Below are 14,991 nucleotides of genomic sequence, written 5' to 3' on the forward strand. Positions count from 1 at the left end.
GGTCGGCTTTCGAGTCAGGCCCCCTGCCCTGCTCCCGGCCTAGCCCAGCGCGCGGGCCGGCTCCCGCGCCTGCTTGCGGAAGTACTCCACGGTCTTCTTCAGCCCGTCGGCGAGGCCCACGCTCGGCTCCCAGCCCAGCACCTTCTTGGCGAGGCTGGCGTCGATGCAGGAGCGCCGCTGCTCGCCCGGCTTGCCCGGAGCGTGCTGGGCCTTGATATTGGAGCCGGCGCCCTCGGCCAGCAGCGTGTAGAGCCGGTTGATGTCCGTCTCGATGCCAGTGCCGATGTTCACCGAGCCCACGTAGTCCTTCTCGAAGGCCAGCAGGTTGGCGCGGGCCACGTCCGGCCCGAAGACGAAGTCACGCGACTGCCCGCCGTCGCCATAGATGGTGCATTCGCGGCCGGCGACCAGGCGCTGGGCGAAGATGGCCACCACGCCCGCCTCGCCGTGCGGGTTCTGGCGCGGACCGTAGACGTTGGCGTAGCGAAGGGCCACATAGGGCAGCCCGTACTGCGCGCGGTAGTAGCCGAGGTACAGCTCACCGGAGGCCTTGGAGACGCCGTAGGGCGACACAGGCCGCGTCGGGTGGGACTCGGGCGCGGGGAACACGTCCTGCTCGCCGTAGATGGCGCCGCCGGTGGAGCTGAAGATGAACTTCTTCACCCCCGAGGAGCGCGCGGCCTCCAGCAGGTTGAGCATGCCCAGGATGTTGGCGTCCGCGTCGAAGCGCGGGTCCTCCACGCTGCGCCGCACGTCCATCTGCGCCGCCAGGTGGCAGATGACCTGCGGCTGCTCGGAGCGGATGAGCGCGGCGGCCTCGGGGCTGCGGATGTCCAGCACCGCCAGGCGCACGCGCGGATCGAGGTTCTCCTTGCGACCGCTCGACAGGTTGTCGAGGGCGATCACCTCGTGCCCCGCGCGCAGGAACTCGTCGCTGACGTGAGACCCGATGAAGCCCGCCCCACCCGTGACCAACACTTTCACGCTGAAACTCCCGCCACCGCCGTGGCCTGAAAAAAATTCAAAGTTGCCGCCAACTTAAGGAGCACCGGGGGGTGTGGCAACGGTGCGGAAGTAGGAAATGGTCTCCCGCAGACCCTCTTCCAAGGGGACCTTCGGCTCCCAGCCCAGCAGGGTGCGGGCGCGGGTGATGTCCGGCTGGCGCTGCTTCGGATCGTTCTGGGGCAGCGGCTGGTAGAGGATCTTCCCTCCCCCGCCGGCGGCGGCGCGCACCGCCTCGGCGAACTGGAGGATGGTCATCTCCCGCGGGTTGCCGATGTTCACCGGGTCCGCCACGTCCGACAGCATCAGCCGCACCAGCCCGTCCACCAAGTCCTTTACGTAGCAGAACGAGCGCGTCTGGGTGCCGTCTCCGAAGACGGAGAAGTCCTCTCCGCGCAGGGCCTGGCCCACGAAGGCGGGCACCACCCGGCCGTCGTTGAGGCGCATGCGCGGCCCGTAGGTGTTGAAGATGCGGACGATGCGCGTCTTCACCCCGCGCGTGCGCGCGTAGGCGGAGGTGATCGCCTCCGCGTAGCGCTTGGCCTCGTCGTACACGGCGCGCGGGCCGATGGGGTTGACGTTGCCGTAGTAGCCCTCGTGCTGGGGGTGAACCAGCGGGTCACCGTACACTTCGGAGGTGGAGGCCTGGAGGAACACCGCCCCCTTGGCCTCGGCCAGCTTCAGCCCGTTCTCCGTGCCCAGCGAGCCCACGCGCAGCGTCTCCAGCGGCAATTGCGCGTAGTCGATGGGCGAGGCCGGCGAGGCCATGTTGAACACGAAGTCCACCGGCCCCTCGACCGAGAGCCCCTCGATGATGTCCTGCTGGAGGAACTCGAAGCCCGGCCTGCCCCGCAGGGTGCGCAGGTTCTGCTCCGCACCCGTGATGAAGTTGTCCACGGCCACCACGGCCGCCCCGTCCTCGAGTAGCCGCTCACACAGGTGGGAGCCCACAAAGCCCGCCCCACCGAGCACCACCGCCCGCTTGCCTCGCATGCTGTTGGCCACGTGTCTCCCGCCTAGCTCAGCTCGTCGAAGGTGGCCTGACCGGGGAGTTGCGCCTTGTACTTGTCGAGCACCAGATCGATGCCCTGGCGGATGTACTCGGCCACAGGCACCTTGGTCTTCTGGTTCAGCGCCTTGAGGCGCTCGTTCTGCTCAGGGGTGATGTAGATGGTGGTGCTGATCTTCTTTCGGGCCATGGCAATACGTGAAGCTATATGGAATGACGTGGCGCGTGAAGGAACTGCCGCCATCCGTCGTGGATATCTTCAGCGCCCGAACTCTCCGGGAGCAGGTATGTCCTCAATGAAATCATGGGTTTGCGCGAGCCTCCTGGCCCTGTCGGGGCTGGTGGGCTGTTCGGGGGACAAGGCCGCCTCGCGGCAGCCCATCACCGCCGAGCCCCTGGGGGAGACGCCCTACGTGCCCGAACCGGTGCGTCCCCCGCGCAGCAAGGACGAGAAGATGAAGGAGCTGGACGTCAACCGCGACAACAAGCCGGACGTGTGGACGTACTCGGTGATGGCGAAGGGTCCGGACGGACAGGAGCGCGAGCGCCGGGTGCGCAAGGAGATCGACTTCAACGGCGACGGCCGCGTCGACATCACCCAGTACTTCAACGAGCGCGAGGAGAAGGTGCGCGAGTCGATGGACCAGGACTTCGATGGACGGGTGGACTCGGTGCTGTTCTTCGAGAAGGGCCTGAACACGCGCACCGAGCGGGACGTGGACGGCAACGGCAAGGCGGACGTGTGGGTGTACTACGAGAAGGGCAAGCTGGTCCGCAAGGAGCGCGACACGAACGCCGACGGCAAGGTGGACAACTGGGAGTACTGGGAGGGCGGCCAGGTGGATCGCATCGGCGATGACCTGGATGGCGACGGCAACGTGGACCGCTGGACGAAGAACCCGAACACCCAGTAGCCCAGCCCTCCCCTTCCCGGCGGAGGGCCCTCGCGCGGCAGGCGGCTACGCCTTGCTGGTGCCAGCGCGGCCGTACGAGTCCTCGAGCCGCACCACATCGTCCAGCTCGGGGGTGCTGACCTCGAGGATGTCGCAGTCGGTGAGCGCGACCATGCGGTGCTTGGTGAGCGGCTTGATGTGGTAGCTCTCGCCGGGGCTCATCTCCTTGTCGATGAGGCCCTGGCCCTCGTCCACCTGGAAGAGGAGCTTGCCGCTCTGGACGTGGATCGTCTCGTCCTTCTTGTTGTGGTACTGCAGGCTGAGCTTGTGGCCCTGCTTCACGTGCAGGAGCTTGCCCACGTAGCGCTCGGTGTGAGCCCAGATCAGCTCATGGCCCCAGGGCTTCTCCACCCGCCTCGTCGTCATTGTCGCTTCTCGTTCTTCCTGAACCGCTCTAGTTCGCACCGGCCACGAACGCGTCGAGCTGGGTCTCACGCTTGAAGTCCGCCAGGTACCGCGTGGCCGCATCCCGACTGGGGAAGCTGCCCATGCGGACCCGGTACCAGGTGCCCTTCTTGGGCACCTCGGCGGCGACGATATAGGGGGCATAGCCCCGGTCACGCAACCGGGCAACGAAGCGATCGGCCTCCTCGCGGGTCTGGAAGGCGGAGAGCTGCAGGGTGAAGGCCCCGCCCGGCACGGCCTCGGTGGGCCGCTGGGAGGCCTTGGCGATGGCCTCGGTCAGGCCTCCACTCGGAGTCGCGGTGCGGGTCGGAACCGGCTCCTCCTCCACCTTGCCCGGCGCGGGCTTCGGCGCGGCGACGGGGGCGGGAGCGGTGGCGGCGGGAGCGGCGGGCTGGGGACGCTTGGCGGCCAGCGCGGCGAGCTCGTCATCCGCCGAGTTCATGGCGGTCTCCGACTCGTTGGCCGGCGCGGGCTTCTCGGCGGGCTTCTCGACGGGCTTGTCCGCGGGCTTCGGCGCGGGCACGGCCGGGGCCGCCGCGGTGGCGGTGGGCTTGGGAGCCGCGGGCTTGGCGGGCTTGGGCTCGGGCGGAGGGGCCACGGGCTCGGAGCCGGACTTGCGGGTCAGCTCGTCCTGGAACGTGAGCGGCGGCTCCTTCTGGACCTCCTGGAGCGCCTGGGCGTTGGCGTCGAGCGCGGACAGCAGGTCCGGGGCGGCGGCGGTCTGGGCGTTGCCAGCGAGCTTCTTGCCGACGACGACACCGAGCACGAAGACGGCGCCCATCACGACGATGCCCGCGATCAACAGGCTGACGATCTGCCGATTGTCGAGGGAGACGTCGAACTTCTCCTTCATCCGATGAGCATCCCGCATGGTCCTGAAGTTCCTCGCGCTGGCAATCCGGCCGGCCTCATGCACGCCGTGTTGCGGCATGTAGCGCCAACGCAGCGGAAGGTACGCCCCGCCTCCGGGCGGGTCAAATTCGCGGCCCCTCCTCTACTCCCCGCTCCAGTGCGCGCGGAATGAGGGGACGCGGAGAGGGCTCGACGGGAGGTGGAAGCGCCGCGCGGTTGATGCGCTCACGCAGTTCCTTGCCCGCGGCGAAGGACAGGGCGATCCGCTTGGGGAGCGCCACGGAGGCGCCCGTCTTGGGGTTGCGCCCGAGCCGAGCGCGGCGGGACTTCACCGTGAAGCACCCGAACCCGCGCAGCTCGATGCGCTCTCCGGCCTTCAGGGCCTCCGTCATCTGCTCGAAGATGGCGTTGACGATCTGCTCGATTCGCCGGGGAGGCACATGCGGCGCCTTCTTCGCGATGCATTCGATGAGCTGGCTCTTGGTCATGGCCGCACCTCGACTCTCGAAGCCGAGGGGCCACGCCTGGCTGCCTCGGGGGGGAGCGAGGGACTTTACCGGCCGGGGGTGACACGTCCCCGAGCGGGTACCAAGGGGGAAGCTCAGCGGAAGCGCAGGTCGGCGGGGCCCTCAAGCTCGACTTCCTTGCCCTCGGGGGTCTTGAGGACCACCTCGGCGCCACGTGGGACGATCAGCCGGCCCGTGCGCCCCAGGGGTACCTGTCGATCCTCGAGCAGCACGGCGGTGGCGAGGTCATCCGTCTCGGCGACCGCGAAGCCATCGGTCACCTCGGCCACGAAGCCCCCCTCTCCGAGGGCCCCCGCGTGGATGAACGGCACCTTGGGCCGGAAGGGAGGCGCGGGCAGCTTCTTCGAAGGCCCCTCCCCTCGAGGCCCGGACATGAGGTTCTCCATGCCGCCGGGCGCGAAGAAGGCTTTGAAGTAGTCGGCGTTCGTCAGCTGGCCGCCGCCGGCGAGGGTCGGTGTGGCGGCGACGTTGGTGTAGCGCGCCGCGACGATGCGCTGGGCAGGAGGGGCCTCCTGCACCTGGCCCTCCACCCATTGGTGGGACGGGATGTTGGAGCCAACCAGCTTGGCCTCATTCACGTCGCCTACTTCCAGCTCGTCGCCGCTTTCGAGGAAGCGCATGCCCCCACCGAAGTACTCCAGGAGCGCGGGGCCGGTGGCGACGATCTGATCCTGGGCGCGCAGGTGCGAACCCACGGGGATGGGCGTCTTCTCCTTCTCCTGGATGAGCAACACCGGGGCACCCGCGGAGTGCAGGCCCGCGATGGGCTTGTCCGAGGGCTTCTTGCAGCCTCCCGCGAGGGCGAGGACTGCGATCAGGAGAACGCCTGGGTGCCGAGCCATGCCCACCTCCCGCGCGGTCAGACGATCCAGCCTCCGCCGACCACGCGATCACGATCGTAGACCACCGCGGCCTGTCCCGGAGTCACAGCGCGCGCGGGCTCATCGAGCTTCACGGAGACCAGGCCGTGCGGGGAGATCTCCACGCGGCCCTGAGCGCCCGCGTGACGGTGACGGATGCGGACCTCCACGGGCTGGTCCGGCGGCGGTGGGCCGTCGACCCAGTGGGGCTGGAGCAGCCCGAAGGAGTCACGCCCCGCGGTGGAGGCCGGGCCCACGACGACGCGCTTCGTCTCCGGCTCGATGCGCTGGACGTAGCGGGCCTCGCCGCCTCCGAGGTTGAGCCCACGACGCTGGCCCACGGTGTAGCGGTGGATGCCATCATGGGTCCCGAGCACCTGGCCCTCGGTGTCGACGATCTCGCCGGCGGGCTGCGGCCCGGCCACCTTCTCCACGAAGCCGGCATAGTCGCCGTCGGGCACGAAGCAGATCTCCATGCTCTCCGGCTTGTGGCTGGTGGGCAGGGCGTGGCGCTCGGCGACGGCGCGAACCTCGGCCTTGGTCATGTCACCCACGGGGAAGAGGATGTCGCTGAGCTCGCTCTGCCCTAGCGTGAAGAGGAAGTAGCTCTGGTCCTTGGCGAGATCCTTCGCGCGGCGCAGGACGTAACGCTCGCCCTGCTGCTCGACTCGGGCGTAATGGCCGGTGGCGAGGCGGGCACCGAGGGCACGGGCGCGCTTGAGGAGGAAGTTGAACTTCACATCCCGGTTGCAGGCCACGCAGGGGATGGGGGTGCGCCCGCCGAGGTAGGACTGGACGAAGGGACTGATGACGCGGTCCTTGAAGATCTCCTCGGCGTTGGCGACGTAGAACGGGATGCCGAGCGTCTGAGCGACGGCGCGAGCGTCATCGATGTCATCGGGGCTGCAGCAACTGCCACACTGGGCCTTGCCCTCGTAGGACCAGACGCGCAGGGTGATGCCGATCACCTCGTGCCCCTGCTCCTTGAGGAGAGCAGCGGCGGCCGAGGAGTCCACTCCACCGCTCATGGCAATGACGACTCGCATGACATCCTTCCTACACACCGGCGAGCCCGGGTGTGATTCGAGGACGGGCGCCTCGAACGCTGCCGGACAGTGCGGGTTTACCGCCACTGTGCGCCCAGCGGGAAGCGAAGAACGCCTCAGCTCCCCTTCCCTGCCTGCCAGGTGCGCAGCATTTCCTTCAACCGCTCGGACTGATTGAGCGTCGGGTCATCGAGGACCGAGTCCAAGAGGAACCGGGTGGCCTGTCCGACGATGGGAGAAGGCCCCACGCCCAGCGTGGCCATGATGTCTCCGCCCGTGAGCGCGAGCTCTTTGGCGCTCAGAGGGGGCTTCGCGGCAGCCAGGGCGCGCAGGCGCTCCTGAAGTCGGAGGAAGTCCGGGAGCCGCTCGGGCGCACGGACCTGAATGCGCGCATGAGCCACCGCCAGCAAGGACTCCAAGGAACCAAGCCCCAGCTTGGCGAGCAGGCGCCGGAGTGCCGGATCGCCCTCCTCCGTGCGAGCTTCGAGCCTGGCGTGCTCGACGAGGAGCCCCACCGTCTCGGCGACCTTCGTGGGGAACTTCAGCTGGACACCGATGTCCTTGGCCTGGGAGCCACTGACGAGGTCCGCCAGCAAGGCCGCCAGCCGTATCTCCACCTCGGCAGGAGCCGCCTGCGCCGCGGCGCGAGCCTGGCGCGCGGCCTCAGGCTCGGCCCGGGCCAGTTCCGGGAGGAAGACATCCAGCAGCCCGGTGTACGCCAGCAGCGTGAGACCGAACTCCGCGCGGGGAGTCAGGAGCAGCTTGACGAACTCCTCGCGGACGCGCTCCAGGGCCACCTTGCGGAACACAGGCAGGGTGGGCGGGATGGCGGCCTGGGTGGCAGGCTCGATCGTAAAGCCCAGAACGGCCGCGAAGCGAACGGCGCGCATGGGGCGCAGGCCGTCCTCCGAGAAGCGCTCGTGCGCGTCTCGCACGCATCGAATGAGACGGGCCTGGAGATCCGTCTGGCCCCCGAACGGGTCCACCAGCTCGCGGCTGAGCGGATCGTAGGCCATCGCGTTGATGGTGAAGTCCCGGCGCGAGAGGTCCTCGGTGATGTCGCTCTCGAAGGTGACGGTGCTGGGGCGGCGGCCGTCGTGGTAGTCGCCCTCGCTGCGGAAGGTGGTGACCTCCACGTGGGTGCCACCGATGACCACGGTGACAGTGCCGTGCTGGATACCGGTGGGGATGACCTTCTTGAACCCGCCCTGGACCTCGTGGGGGTGAGCGCTGGTGGCGACGTCGAAGTCCTTGGGTGGGACGCCCCGAACCATGTCGCGGACGCAGCCACCGACGAGGAACACGGCGAACCCCAGCTCGCGCAGGCGGCGGAGGACGTCGAGGACGGGACGCGGGATGTCGGCGTTGTGAAGGTTCGCGAGCATCAGCCGCGCCGGCGAGAAAGAAGTGACCCCGACAGGGATCGAACCTGTGACCTGCGGTTTAGGAAACCGCCGCTCTATCCAACTGAGCTACGGGGCCGGACAACGAGCGGTTTATAGCAGGTCGACCGATCCACGCAACGAAAGCCGGACCGCGGATAGACCGAGCGGGCCGAGTGTCAGTAGGTCGCCACAATGAACTCAGGCGGTTCGTCGCCGGACAAGGGCACTGTTCGCTGGCAGCGAACTTGAAGTGACAGGTCCGAGGGCCGGCGTACAGCCAGCGCCGCCTGGTGTCGCTCCGAGGGCCGCCATTGGCGAAACCGCCAGGTCTCGGGGTCATCTCGCAACCGCGCATCAAAGGAGATTCGAGGCGACTGCCCGGCTTGCAGCTCAAAGGCGAAGTGCTCCAGCGGCAGGGAGAGCCCCATTCCCCTTGCCTTGATGTACGCCTCCTTCAAGGTCCAGTACTCGAAGAAGCGCTCCCGTTGTTTTTCCACCGGCAGCCCCCGAAGCGCCGCGACCTCAGCGGGTGCGAAGAAACGGTCGGCGATGCCTACCGTCTCCCCGGGGCGCATGGCGTCCTCTACATCCACTCCCACGTCCGCCTCGCTCGTCACCGCGCAGATCGCCATCCCGTCCGTGTGGGAGAGGTTGAAGCGCAGCCTCGGGCTCCCCTCTCCTGCTATCCGGGGGCAGCCATGGTCATTCGTGACGAAGGACCATGCCTCGGGAGGCACAGCCGCGTAGCGTGACAGGCAGAGGCGCACGAGCGCGTGCGAGACGAGGTACTGCCGCCGGTGCTTCTCGAAGTGGAACCGCTGGTGTCTCTCTCGCTCCGCCCGATCCAGGAGCGCCAGGTATGCCTCCAGCAGCCGTGGATCCGTGATCCGTTCCGGCTCCGTGATCCAGACATGCACCTCGTCCGGCGGCAGCGACATCAGCGGTAGCACAGAGGGACGCTCGGTCATTCCATGGCTCAGCGAAGCAGGACCCGGGGGCCTTTGTCACCAAGCCTCGCGCTCCCTTGAGCACCTAGGGTCCGGTTAGGCTGGATGCTCCATCCGGGAGGCTCCGTGGACTCCACCGCCGCGACGCAGAAGCTCCAGACGCTCCGTACACTCATGACCGGTCACACCGACCGGAATGAGGAAAAGCAGATCCTCGGACTCTTCGCGAACGCCACCGCTGCCGAGCTGAACTACCTCATCACCAACATCAACGTGGACGCCCTGCTGTCCGACGTGGACAACCGCCTCGTCGGCCCCGACCACCTCACCACCCTGCTCGAAACGCTGTGTGTCCAGCGAGCCCACGAGCTGGGACTTCCCGTCCGCGCCGGTCTCATGTTCGCGCTCCAGACAGGCCTCACCCCTCAACTGGCCGAGCGGATGATCCAGGCGCTGTTCCTCAGTACACGCGGCCGCGAGCTCACCGAGTTCAAGAACCTGCTCGATGGACGCGGCACCTACCGCGACCTGCAGCAGCTCGTGTTCAGCGACGTCGACAGCCCCTCCATCCGGCAGGAGATCCTCGACCACATCCGCCGGGAGGCCGAGACCGCTCCCAGTGGCGAGAACAAGGTCCTCAGCGACATCGACGACACCTTCATCCTCAACTGGAAGGACACCCGCTACCCGCCCAAGACCGTGTACCCCGGCGTGCTTCAGTTCTACCGCGAGCTCGACCGGGGCCCGGGCATCATCCCCGGCCGCGAGGGCGACCTGACCTTCGTGAGCGCCCGGCCCATGGATCCGCTCGGCTTCATCGAGGACCGCACCCTCGCCACCTTGCGCGAACACGGCGTCCCCACGGCGGCGATGCTCTCCGGAGCCTTCACCCACCTGCTCGGCAACTCGCGCATCGCCGAGAAGAAGTTCGACAACTTCAGCCGCTACGTGCAGCTCTACCCCGAATACGGCTTCGTCTTCGTCGGCGACAGCGGCCAAGGCGATGTGGCCTTTGGCGAGCAGATGCTGGCCTCCCACCCGGAGACCGTTCGCGCCGTCTTCATCCATGACGTCGTCGACACGCCCGAGCTCGTTCGCAAGGCATGGCGCGACAAGCGCATCTTCTTCTTCGACACCTACGTGGGAGCCGCCGTCGAGGCCTACCAGGTGGGCGTCATCGCTCGCGACGGCGTGCAGCGCGTGGTCCGCACCACCCGGGAAGAGCTGGAGAAGGTGAACTTCGGCTCCGCCGAGCAGCGAGAGGCGCGGCGAGCGGACCTCTCCCGGGATCTCCAGCGAGCTGACGCTCTGCGTTAAGAATGCGTCACTCCGCGAACCTTCGGTTTAACCGATGGTTCGCAGCCACATTACCTATTTGCCGAAGAATGCAGCGGTTCTTATTTCAAGGGGCGTACTCATCTCACCCCCTTTGGAACCATGAAGAACCAAATCAAGACCGTTGTCCTCATGGGCATCCTGTCCGCCGTCCTCATCGGCGTCGGTGGGGCGCTCGGCCAGGGCTACCTCATCCTCGCCGCCGTGCTCGCGCTGGCGATGAACGTGGGCGCCTACTTCTTCTCCGACCGCATGGTGCTGTCCATGCACGGCGCTCGCGAGGTGGGCCCTCACGAGGCTCCCGACCTGCACCGCATGGTCGACGAGCTAGCTCGCAACGCTCAGATTCCCAAGCCGCGCGTCTTCATCATGGATGACCCGCAGCCCAACGCGTTCGCCACGGGCCGTAACCCCGCGCACGGGGTGGTGGCCGTCACCACGGGCATCCTCGGCATCCTCGACGCCCGCGAGCTGCGCGGCGTCATCGCCCACGAGCTGGCGCACATCAAGAACCGGGACATCCTCGTGTCCACCATCGCGGCCACCGTCGCCTCGGCGGTGACGTTCCTGGCCAACGCCGCTGGCTTCATCTCCGCGTTCGCGGGCGGCAGTCAGGACGAGGGCGAGGAGGGGCTGTCCCCCGCTCAGGCGCTCGTGCTGGCGCTGGTGGCGCCCATCGCCGCCACGCTCGTCCAGCTCGGTATCTCTCGCGCTCGCGAGTACATGGCCGACCGCACCGGCGCAGAGATCTCCGGTGACCCCGAGGCGCTCGCCCGCGCCCTGGAGAAGCTCGAGCAGGGTGCGCAGCACATGCCCAGCCCCTCGGCCCGGCCCGCCACCGCCAGCCTCTTCATCGTCAACCCGTTCGCGGGGGCCGGCTCCATCCTCCAGCTCTTCTCCACTCACCCCGCCATCCCTGAACGCGCGCGACGGCTGCGTGCCATGAACGTGCGCGCCCAGGACAAGGGCTGGGGCCGCTCGCCCTACGCCCTCCCCTACTCAGACTAAGGAACCTTACCCGCCATGGAACTGCAGAGTGTAGGCAGCCCGGCCCTATGGGCCGGCTTCATCGTTTTCGTCCTCGCCATGCTGGCGCTGGACCTCGGAGTCTTCCACCGCAAAGCCCACGTGATCCGCGCCAAGGAAGCCCTCCTCTGGAGCGGCGTCTGGGTGAGTCTCGCGCTGGTGTTCAACGCGGGCATCTGGTGGAAGTTCGGCCCCGAGCCCGCCGTGCAGTTCCTGACCGGCTACTTGATCGAGAAGTCGCTGTCGGTCGACAACATCTTCGTCTTCGTCATCATCTTCTCGTCGCTCGCCATCCCGTCGCTCTACCAGCACCGGGTGCTCTTCTGGGGCATCCTCACCGCCCTGATCCTCCGCGCGGTGATGATCTTCGCCGGCGTGGCCATGCTCCAGCGCTTCCACTGGCTCATCTACGTCTTCGGCGCCTTCCTCATCCTCACGGGCCTCAAGCTCTTCCTCAACCGCAACAAGGAGGAGCACCCCGAGAACAGCCCCGTCATGCGCTGGGCCCGCCGCGTCATCCCCTCCACCAGCAAGCTCCACGGCGAGCACTTCTTCACCCTGGAGAATGGCAAGCGCCTGGCCACCCCCCTCTTCATGGCCCTGCTGCTCGTGGAGGCCACCGACGTCCTCTTCGCCCTGGACTCCATCCCCGCCATCTTCGCCGTCACCCAGGACCCGTTCATCGTCTTCACCTCGAACATCTTCGCCATCCTGGGCCTGCGCTCCCTCTTCTTCCTCCTGGCCGGCATGGTGGAGAAGTTCAGCTACCTCAAGGTCGGCCTGTCCGCGGTCCTCGTCTTCGTCGGCGCGAAGATGACCCTGGTCGACGTGGTGAAGATCCCCGCCTTCGTCTCCCTGGGTGTCATCGCCCTGCTCATCGGCGGCTCGGTGGTGGCCTCGCTGCGCAAGGCACGCGCCCTGGAGGCCGCCAAGCCCGCCGCTCCGGTTGACCCGGTGGTCGAGGCGAACTGAGTCGCTGAAAAAGTCAGAGGCCGTGAGCCCTGGGGATTTCTCCCGGACTCACGGCCTCTCAAGTGTGGGCGCAGCAGGGTTTGAACCTGCGACCCCTGCCGTGTGAAGGCAGTGCTCTACCGCTGAGCTATACGCCCGTTGCGTTGACGCGACGCGGGGGTAAATGCCATCCGGCCCCTCAGCTGTCAACGCTATTCAACCGCCGCCCTCCCCGTTTGTATGCCGCCGGAGGTACGGCCTAATCCCTATGCTTCCACGCCTGGGGAGCGCTCACTCCGGGGTGAGCTCGTCCAGCTTCTCGTCCAGCTCCCGCAGGCGGCGCTTGAGGCTCGAGAGCTTCTTGCCCACGGCCTTGTAGTCCCCCTGGGGAGCGAAGTTCAGCGCCCGCATCAGGTCCTGCTGCCCCTTGTCGACCGCCTGCTTGCCCCGCTGCACCTTCCCGATGGCGCTGGCGATCTGCATGGCGCGCTTCTCGTCCGCCATGAGCTTCTCCACCGCCTTGGCCGAGACGCCCAGCGCCCGCTTCTTCAGTTCCTTGCCGATGCCCATGCGAGGCCTCACCGCTCGTCGATGAACTCCGTCTTCAGCGCCGCGAAGACCCGGTCCGCGATGCCCTTGTAGCGCATCCGCTCGATGAGGGGCTGCAGGTCTCCCTTCACCGCGATGCGGCGCTTGAGCACCGCCTCCACCGGATCCAGGGTGCCCCGGAGCAGCTCCTTCCACACCGAGTACTGCGCCCGCGCCACGTACGCCGGCTCGAACTCGTCCAAATCGTCCGGATCGTCCAGCACCCGAAGCTTCTTGATGCGGCCGTTCTCGGGGACGATGTGGACCACGAACGCCTTGGCCAGCTTGCCGGGCTCGGCTTCCACCACCGCCCCGAAGTCCCCGTTCCAGCCCTGGCCGGCCGCCACGGACTCGGGGTCCGCGTTGGTCAGCCGCACTGCCTCCTCACACCACTCCTTCGACGGGAACTTCGGCATCGCGTCTCCCTACCGCTTCCAGAACGCCTTGATGCTGGAGAGGAGGCTGCCACCTTCCGCCGCCTGCTGCGGCTGGGGCTGCCCGACCTCTTCCTTCGGCATCGACTCCGCGATCGCCCGCTTCAGATCCGCGGGTGTATCCCGGGTGGCCAGCTCCAAGCGCTTCATGGCGGAGCCCTCCTCCACCATCACCTGGAGCAGGCACTCCTCCGTCAGCTTGAAGTCGATCTTCCGGCCCGCCGCCGACGCGGGAACACGCACCGTGCCCAGGTACTCGTTGTCCACGATCAGGTCGCTGTCGCCCTGGTAGATGTCCAGCTCGATGAACTGCGAGCTGGGATCCTTCGGCGCCGGCAGCCGGAAGCTGCGCACCAGCGGAATGGCCGAGTTCTTCTCGATGATGCGCCGCACCCGCAGGTTCGGCAGCCCGTAGCCGATGGGCATCGACAGCGCGTCCAGCAGCGTCACCGAGTCCAGGCTGCCCAGCGAGTCGGCCAGCAGCGCCGCGCCCAGCGCCACGCACTCGTCCGGATGCACGCCCTTGCGCGGCGGCTTGCCGAAGTGCTCCTGGATCTTCTGCTGCACCAGCGGCATGCGGCTCTGGCCGCCCACCAGGATGATCTCGTCGATCTCCGTGCGCTTGATGCCCTTCTCTTCCAGCACCCGGTCGCACATCTCAAAGGTCCGGGCCACCAGATCGCCCGTGAGCGCGTTGAGCACGTCGCGGGTCAGCGGAATCCGCAGGTCGATCGGCTTGCCCTTGCGCTCTTCGATGTAGGGCAGATCGATGACCACGTTGAGGCGCAGCGTGAGATCGATCTTCGCGGCCTCGGCCGCGTTCTTGATCCGCTGCATCGCGATGGGGCTCTGCGCCAGATCGATCCCGTGCGCCTCGTGGAACTTCTGGAGCACGTAGTCGATGACCCGGTTGTCGAAGTCCACGCCGCCCAGGAAGGTGTCGCCGCCGGTGGCCAGCACCTCGAAGACGTTGCCCGTCAGTTGCAGCACGGACACGTCGAAGGTGCCGCCGCCCAGGTCGTACACCAGGATCTTCTGATCCAGGCCCCGGTTGAAGCCGTAGGCCAGGGCCGCCGCCGTGGGCTCGTTGACGATGCGCTTGACGTCGAAGCCCGCCAGGCGCCCCGCCTCCTTCACCGCGTTGCGCTGGTTGTCGTTGTAGTAGGCCGGCACCGAGATGACGGCCTCGGCGATGGGCCCTCCCAGGAACTGCTCGGCGATGGTCTTCACCTGCCCGAGGATCAGCCCCGCCACGTGCTGCAGCGAGTACGTCTTGCCCCCGAGCGCCACCGCCGCGTCACCGTCCGCGCCCTCGACGATGTCGTAGTGGAAGTAGCTCTTGAGCTCCTCCACCGCCTTGGAGTGGTACTTGCGCCCGATGAGCCGCTTGGTGCCGTAGAGCGTGTTCTTCGGGTTGGTGACCATCTGGTCCTTGGCGATACCGCCGACCAGCATGTCTCCCTTGGACGACAGCGCGACCACGGACGGCAGGATCAGGTTGCCGCGATCGGTGGGGACAATCTTCGGGATGCGGTTACGCACTGACGCGACCAGCGTGTTGGTCGTGCCCAGGTCGATCCCGATGATGCGAGGTTTGTCCGCCATGAGGTTCCAGGCGCTAGCCGACAGGAGACTCACCGCCCAGCCCGACTCTGTATCACGACACCGCGC

Annotated in this window: 17 protein-coding genes and 2 tRNA genes; 4 read left to right on the forward strand and 15 right to left on the reverse strand. The window is 67.5% G+C overall.

What is annotated here, in order from left to right:
* Positions 1-39: 39 nt before the first annotated feature.
* From SYV04_RS34935 to SYV04_RS34945, 3 genes are read right to left on the reverse strand one after another with little or no spacing between them, the layout of a single operon-like run.
* Complete coding sequence (locus SYV04_RS34935) at positions 40-984, reverse strand: SDR family oxidoreductase (RefSeq protein ID WP_321550344.1); 945 nt, start codon at positions 982-984, stop codon at positions 40-42.
* 54 nt (positions 985-1,038) lie between these two features.
* A complete protein-coding gene (locus SYV04_RS34940; RefSeq protein WP_321550441.1) occupies positions 1,039-1,995 on the reverse strand; it encodes a UDP-glucuronic acid decarboxylase family protein in 957 nt (318 codons plus the stop codon).
* Between the two features lie 23 nt (positions 1,996-2,018).
* Positions 2,019-2,201: a ribbon-helix-helix domain-containing protein gene (locus tag SYV04_RS34945; protein WP_044185397.1), complete on the reverse strand. Its 183-nt coding sequence runs from the start codon at positions 2,199-2,201 to the stop codon at positions 2,019-2,021.
* Positions 2,202-2,307: 106 nt separating this feature from the next.
* On the opposite strand from SYV04_RS34945, the gene SYV04_RS34950 reads away from it, so the two are divergent.
* Positions 2,308-2,925, forward strand: a complete 618-nt coding sequence (locus SYV04_RS34950; protein WP_321550345.1) for a hypothetical protein — start codon at positions 2,308-2,310, stop codon at positions 2,923-2,925.
* Positions 2,926-2,970: 45 nt separating this feature from the next.
* Here SYV04_RS34950 and SYV04_RS34955 read toward each other — a convergent pair whose 3' ends face one another.
* From SYV04_RS34955 to SYV04_RS34990, 8 genes are all read right to left on the reverse strand, one after another.
* Positions 2,971-3,432, reverse strand: coding sequence for a cupin domain-containing protein (locus SYV04_RS34955; protein WP_321550346.1), 462 nt, complete (start codon positions 3,430-3,432; stop codon positions 2,971-2,973).
* Positions 3,359-4,240 (reverse strand): SPOR domain-containing protein, encoded by an 882-nt coding sequence (locus tag SYV04_RS34960; RefSeq protein WP_321550347.1) that lies wholly within the window; start codon positions 4,238-4,240, stop codon positions 3,359-3,361. The genes SYV04_RS34955 and SYV04_RS34960 overlap by 74 nt, the downstream gene beginning before the upstream one ends.
* A 103-nt stretch (positions 4,241-4,343) precedes the next feature.
* Positions 4,344-4,709 carry an integration host factor subunit beta gene (locus SYV04_RS34965; protein WP_321550348.1) on the reverse strand — a complete coding sequence of 122 codons (366 nt, stop codon included), beginning with the start codon at positions 4,707-4,709 and terminating at the stop codon, positions 4,344-4,346.
* Between the two features lie 113 nt (positions 4,710-4,822).
* On the reverse strand, positions 4,823-5,590 hold the full coding sequence (locus SYV04_RS34970; RefSeq protein WP_321550349.1) for a hypothetical protein: 768 nt from the start codon (positions 5,588-5,590) through the stop codon (positions 4,823-4,825).
* Positions 5,591-5,607: 17 nt separating this feature from the next.
* Positions 5,608-6,654, reverse strand: a complete 1,047-nt coding sequence (gene mnmA, locus SYV04_RS34975; protein WP_321550350.1) for a tRNA 2-thiouridine(34) synthase MnmA — start codon at positions 6,652-6,654, stop codon at positions 5,608-5,610.
* A gap of 116 nt (positions 6,655-6,770) precedes the next feature.
* Positions 6,771-8,039 carry a CCA tRNA nucleotidyltransferase gene (locus SYV04_RS34980; protein ID WP_321550351.1) on the reverse strand — a complete coding sequence of 423 codons (1,269 nt, stop codon included), beginning with the start codon at positions 8,037-8,039 and terminating at the stop codon, positions 6,771-6,773.
* 23 nt (positions 8,040-8,062) lie between these two features.
* Positions 8,063-8,136 (reverse strand) — tRNA-Arg (locus SYV04_RS34985).
* Positions 8,137-8,215: 79 nt separating this feature from the next.
* On the reverse strand, positions 8,216-9,007 hold the full coding sequence (locus SYV04_RS34990; RefSeq protein WP_321550352.1) for a 4'-phosphopantetheinyl transferase family protein: 792 nt from the start codon (positions 9,005-9,007) through the stop codon (positions 8,216-8,218).
* 105 nt (positions 9,008-9,112) lie between these two features.
* On the opposite strand from SYV04_RS34990, the gene SYV04_RS34995 reads away from it, so the two are divergent.
* From SYV04_RS34995 to SYV04_RS35005, 3 genes are all read left to right on the forward strand, one after another.
* The gene (locus SYV04_RS34995) at positions 9,113-10,303 is read left to right on the forward strand and encodes a phosphatase domain-containing protein (protein ID WP_321550353.1); all 1,191 of its coding nucleotides are present in this window, start codon (positions 9,113-9,115) and stop codon (positions 10,301-10,303) included.
* Positions 10,304-10,423: 120 nt separating this feature from the next.
* Positions 10,424-11,329: a zinc metalloprotease HtpX gene (locus SYV04_RS35000; RefSeq protein ID WP_321550354.1), complete on the forward strand. Its 906-nt coding sequence runs from the start codon at positions 10,424-10,426 to the stop codon at positions 11,327-11,329.
* A gap of 15 nt (positions 11,330-11,344) precedes the next feature.
* On the forward strand, positions 11,345-12,319 hold the full coding sequence (locus SYV04_RS35005; protein ID WP_321550355.1) for a TerC family protein: 975 nt from the start codon (positions 11,345-11,347) through the stop codon (positions 12,317-12,319).
* A 65-nt stretch (positions 12,320-12,384) separates the two neighbouring features.
* On the opposite strand, the gene SYV04_RS35010 is transcribed toward SYV04_RS35005, so the two are convergent.
* From SYV04_RS35010 to SYV04_RS35025, 4 genes are all read right to left on the reverse strand, one after another.
* A tRNA-Val gene (locus SYV04_RS35010) sits at positions 12,385-12,456 on the reverse strand.
* A 133-nt stretch (positions 12,457-12,589) separates the two neighbouring features.
* Positions 12,590-12,868: a hypothetical protein gene (locus tag SYV04_RS35015; RefSeq protein WP_321550442.1), complete on the reverse strand. Its 279-nt coding sequence runs from the start codon at positions 12,866-12,868 to the stop codon at positions 12,590-12,592.
* An 8-nt stretch (positions 12,869-12,876) separates the two neighbouring features.
* The gene (locus SYV04_RS35020; RefSeq protein ID WP_321550356.1) at positions 12,877-13,302 is read right to left on the reverse strand and encodes an SCP2 sterol-binding domain-containing protein; all 426 of its coding nucleotides are present in this window, start codon (positions 13,300-13,302) and stop codon (positions 12,877-12,879) included.
* Between the two features lie 9 nt (positions 13,303-13,311).
* On the reverse strand, positions 13,312-14,925 hold the full coding sequence (locus tag SYV04_RS35025) for an Hsp70 family protein (RefSeq protein ID WP_321550357.1): 1,614 nt from the start codon (positions 14,923-14,925) through the stop codon (positions 13,312-13,314).
* Positions 14,926-14,991 lie beyond the last annotated feature (66 nt).

The organism is Hyalangium ruber (genome assembly GCF_034259325.1).
Lineage (GTDB): Bacteria > Myxococcota > Myxococcia > Myxococcales > Myxococcaceae > Hyalangium_A > Hyalangium_A rubrum.

Bases quoted from the DNA above. Each gene is read 5' to 3' on its own strand.
- SYV04_RS34940 (WP_321550441.1), bottom strand. From the start codon at position 1,995: ATGCGAGGCAAGCGGGCGGTGGTGCTCGGTGGGGCGGGCTTTGTGGGC.
- SYV04_RS34945 (WP_044185397.1), bottom strand. From the start codon at position 2,201: ATGGCCCGAAAGAAGATCAGCACCACCATCTACATCACCCCTGAGCAG.
- SYV04_RS34950 (WP_321550345.1), top strand. From the start codon at position 2,308: ATGAAATCATGGGTTTGCGCGAGCCTCCTGGCCCTGTCGGGGCTGGTG.
- SYV04_RS34955 (WP_321550346.1), bottom strand. From the start codon at position 3,432: ATGCGGCCACGCGGTACCTGGCGGACTTCAAGCGTGAGACCCAGCTCG.
- SYV04_RS34960 (WP_321550347.1), bottom strand. From the start codon at position 4,240: ATGCGGGATGCTCATCGGATGAAGGAGAAGTTCGACGTCTCCCTCGAC.
- SYV04_RS34965 (WP_321550348.1), bottom strand. From the start codon at position 4,709: ATGACCAAGAGCCAGCTCATCGAATGCATCGCGAAGAAGGCGCCGCAT.
- SYV04_RS34970 (WP_321550349.1), bottom strand. From the start codon at position 5,590: ATGGCTCGGCACCCAGGCGTTCTCCTGATCGCAGTCCTCGCCCTCGCG.
- mnmA (WP_321550350.1), bottom strand. From the start codon at position 6,654: ATGCGAGTCGTCATTGCCATGAGCGGTGGAGTGGACTCCTCGGCCGCC.
- SYV04_RS34980 (WP_321550351.1), bottom strand. From the start codon at position 8,039: ATGCTCGCGAACCTTCACAACGCCGACATCCCGCGTCCCGTCCTCGAC.
- SYV04_RS34990 (WP_321550352.1), bottom strand. From the start codon at position 9,007: ATGACCGAGCGTCCCTCTGTGCTACCGCTGATGTCGCTGCCGCCGGAC.
- SYV04_RS35000 (WP_321550354.1), top strand. From the start codon at position 10,424: ATGAAGAACCAAATCAAGACCGTTGTCCTCATGGGCATCCTGTCCGCC.
- SYV04_RS35005 (WP_321550355.1), top strand. From the start codon at position 11,345: ATGGAACTGCAGAGTGTAGGCAGCCCGGCCCTATGGGCCGGCTTCATC.
- SYV04_RS35015 (WP_321550442.1), bottom strand. From the start codon at position 12,868: ATGGGCATCGGCAAGGAACTGAAGAAGCGGGCGCTGGGCGTCTCGGCC.
- SYV04_RS35020 (WP_321550356.1), bottom strand. From the start codon at position 13,302: ATGCCGAAGTTCCCGTCGAAGGAGTGGTGTGAGGAGGCAGTGCGGCTG.
- SYV04_RS35025 (WP_321550357.1), bottom strand. From the start codon at position 14,925: ATGGCGGACAAACCTCGCATCATCGGGATCGACCTGGGCACGACCAAC.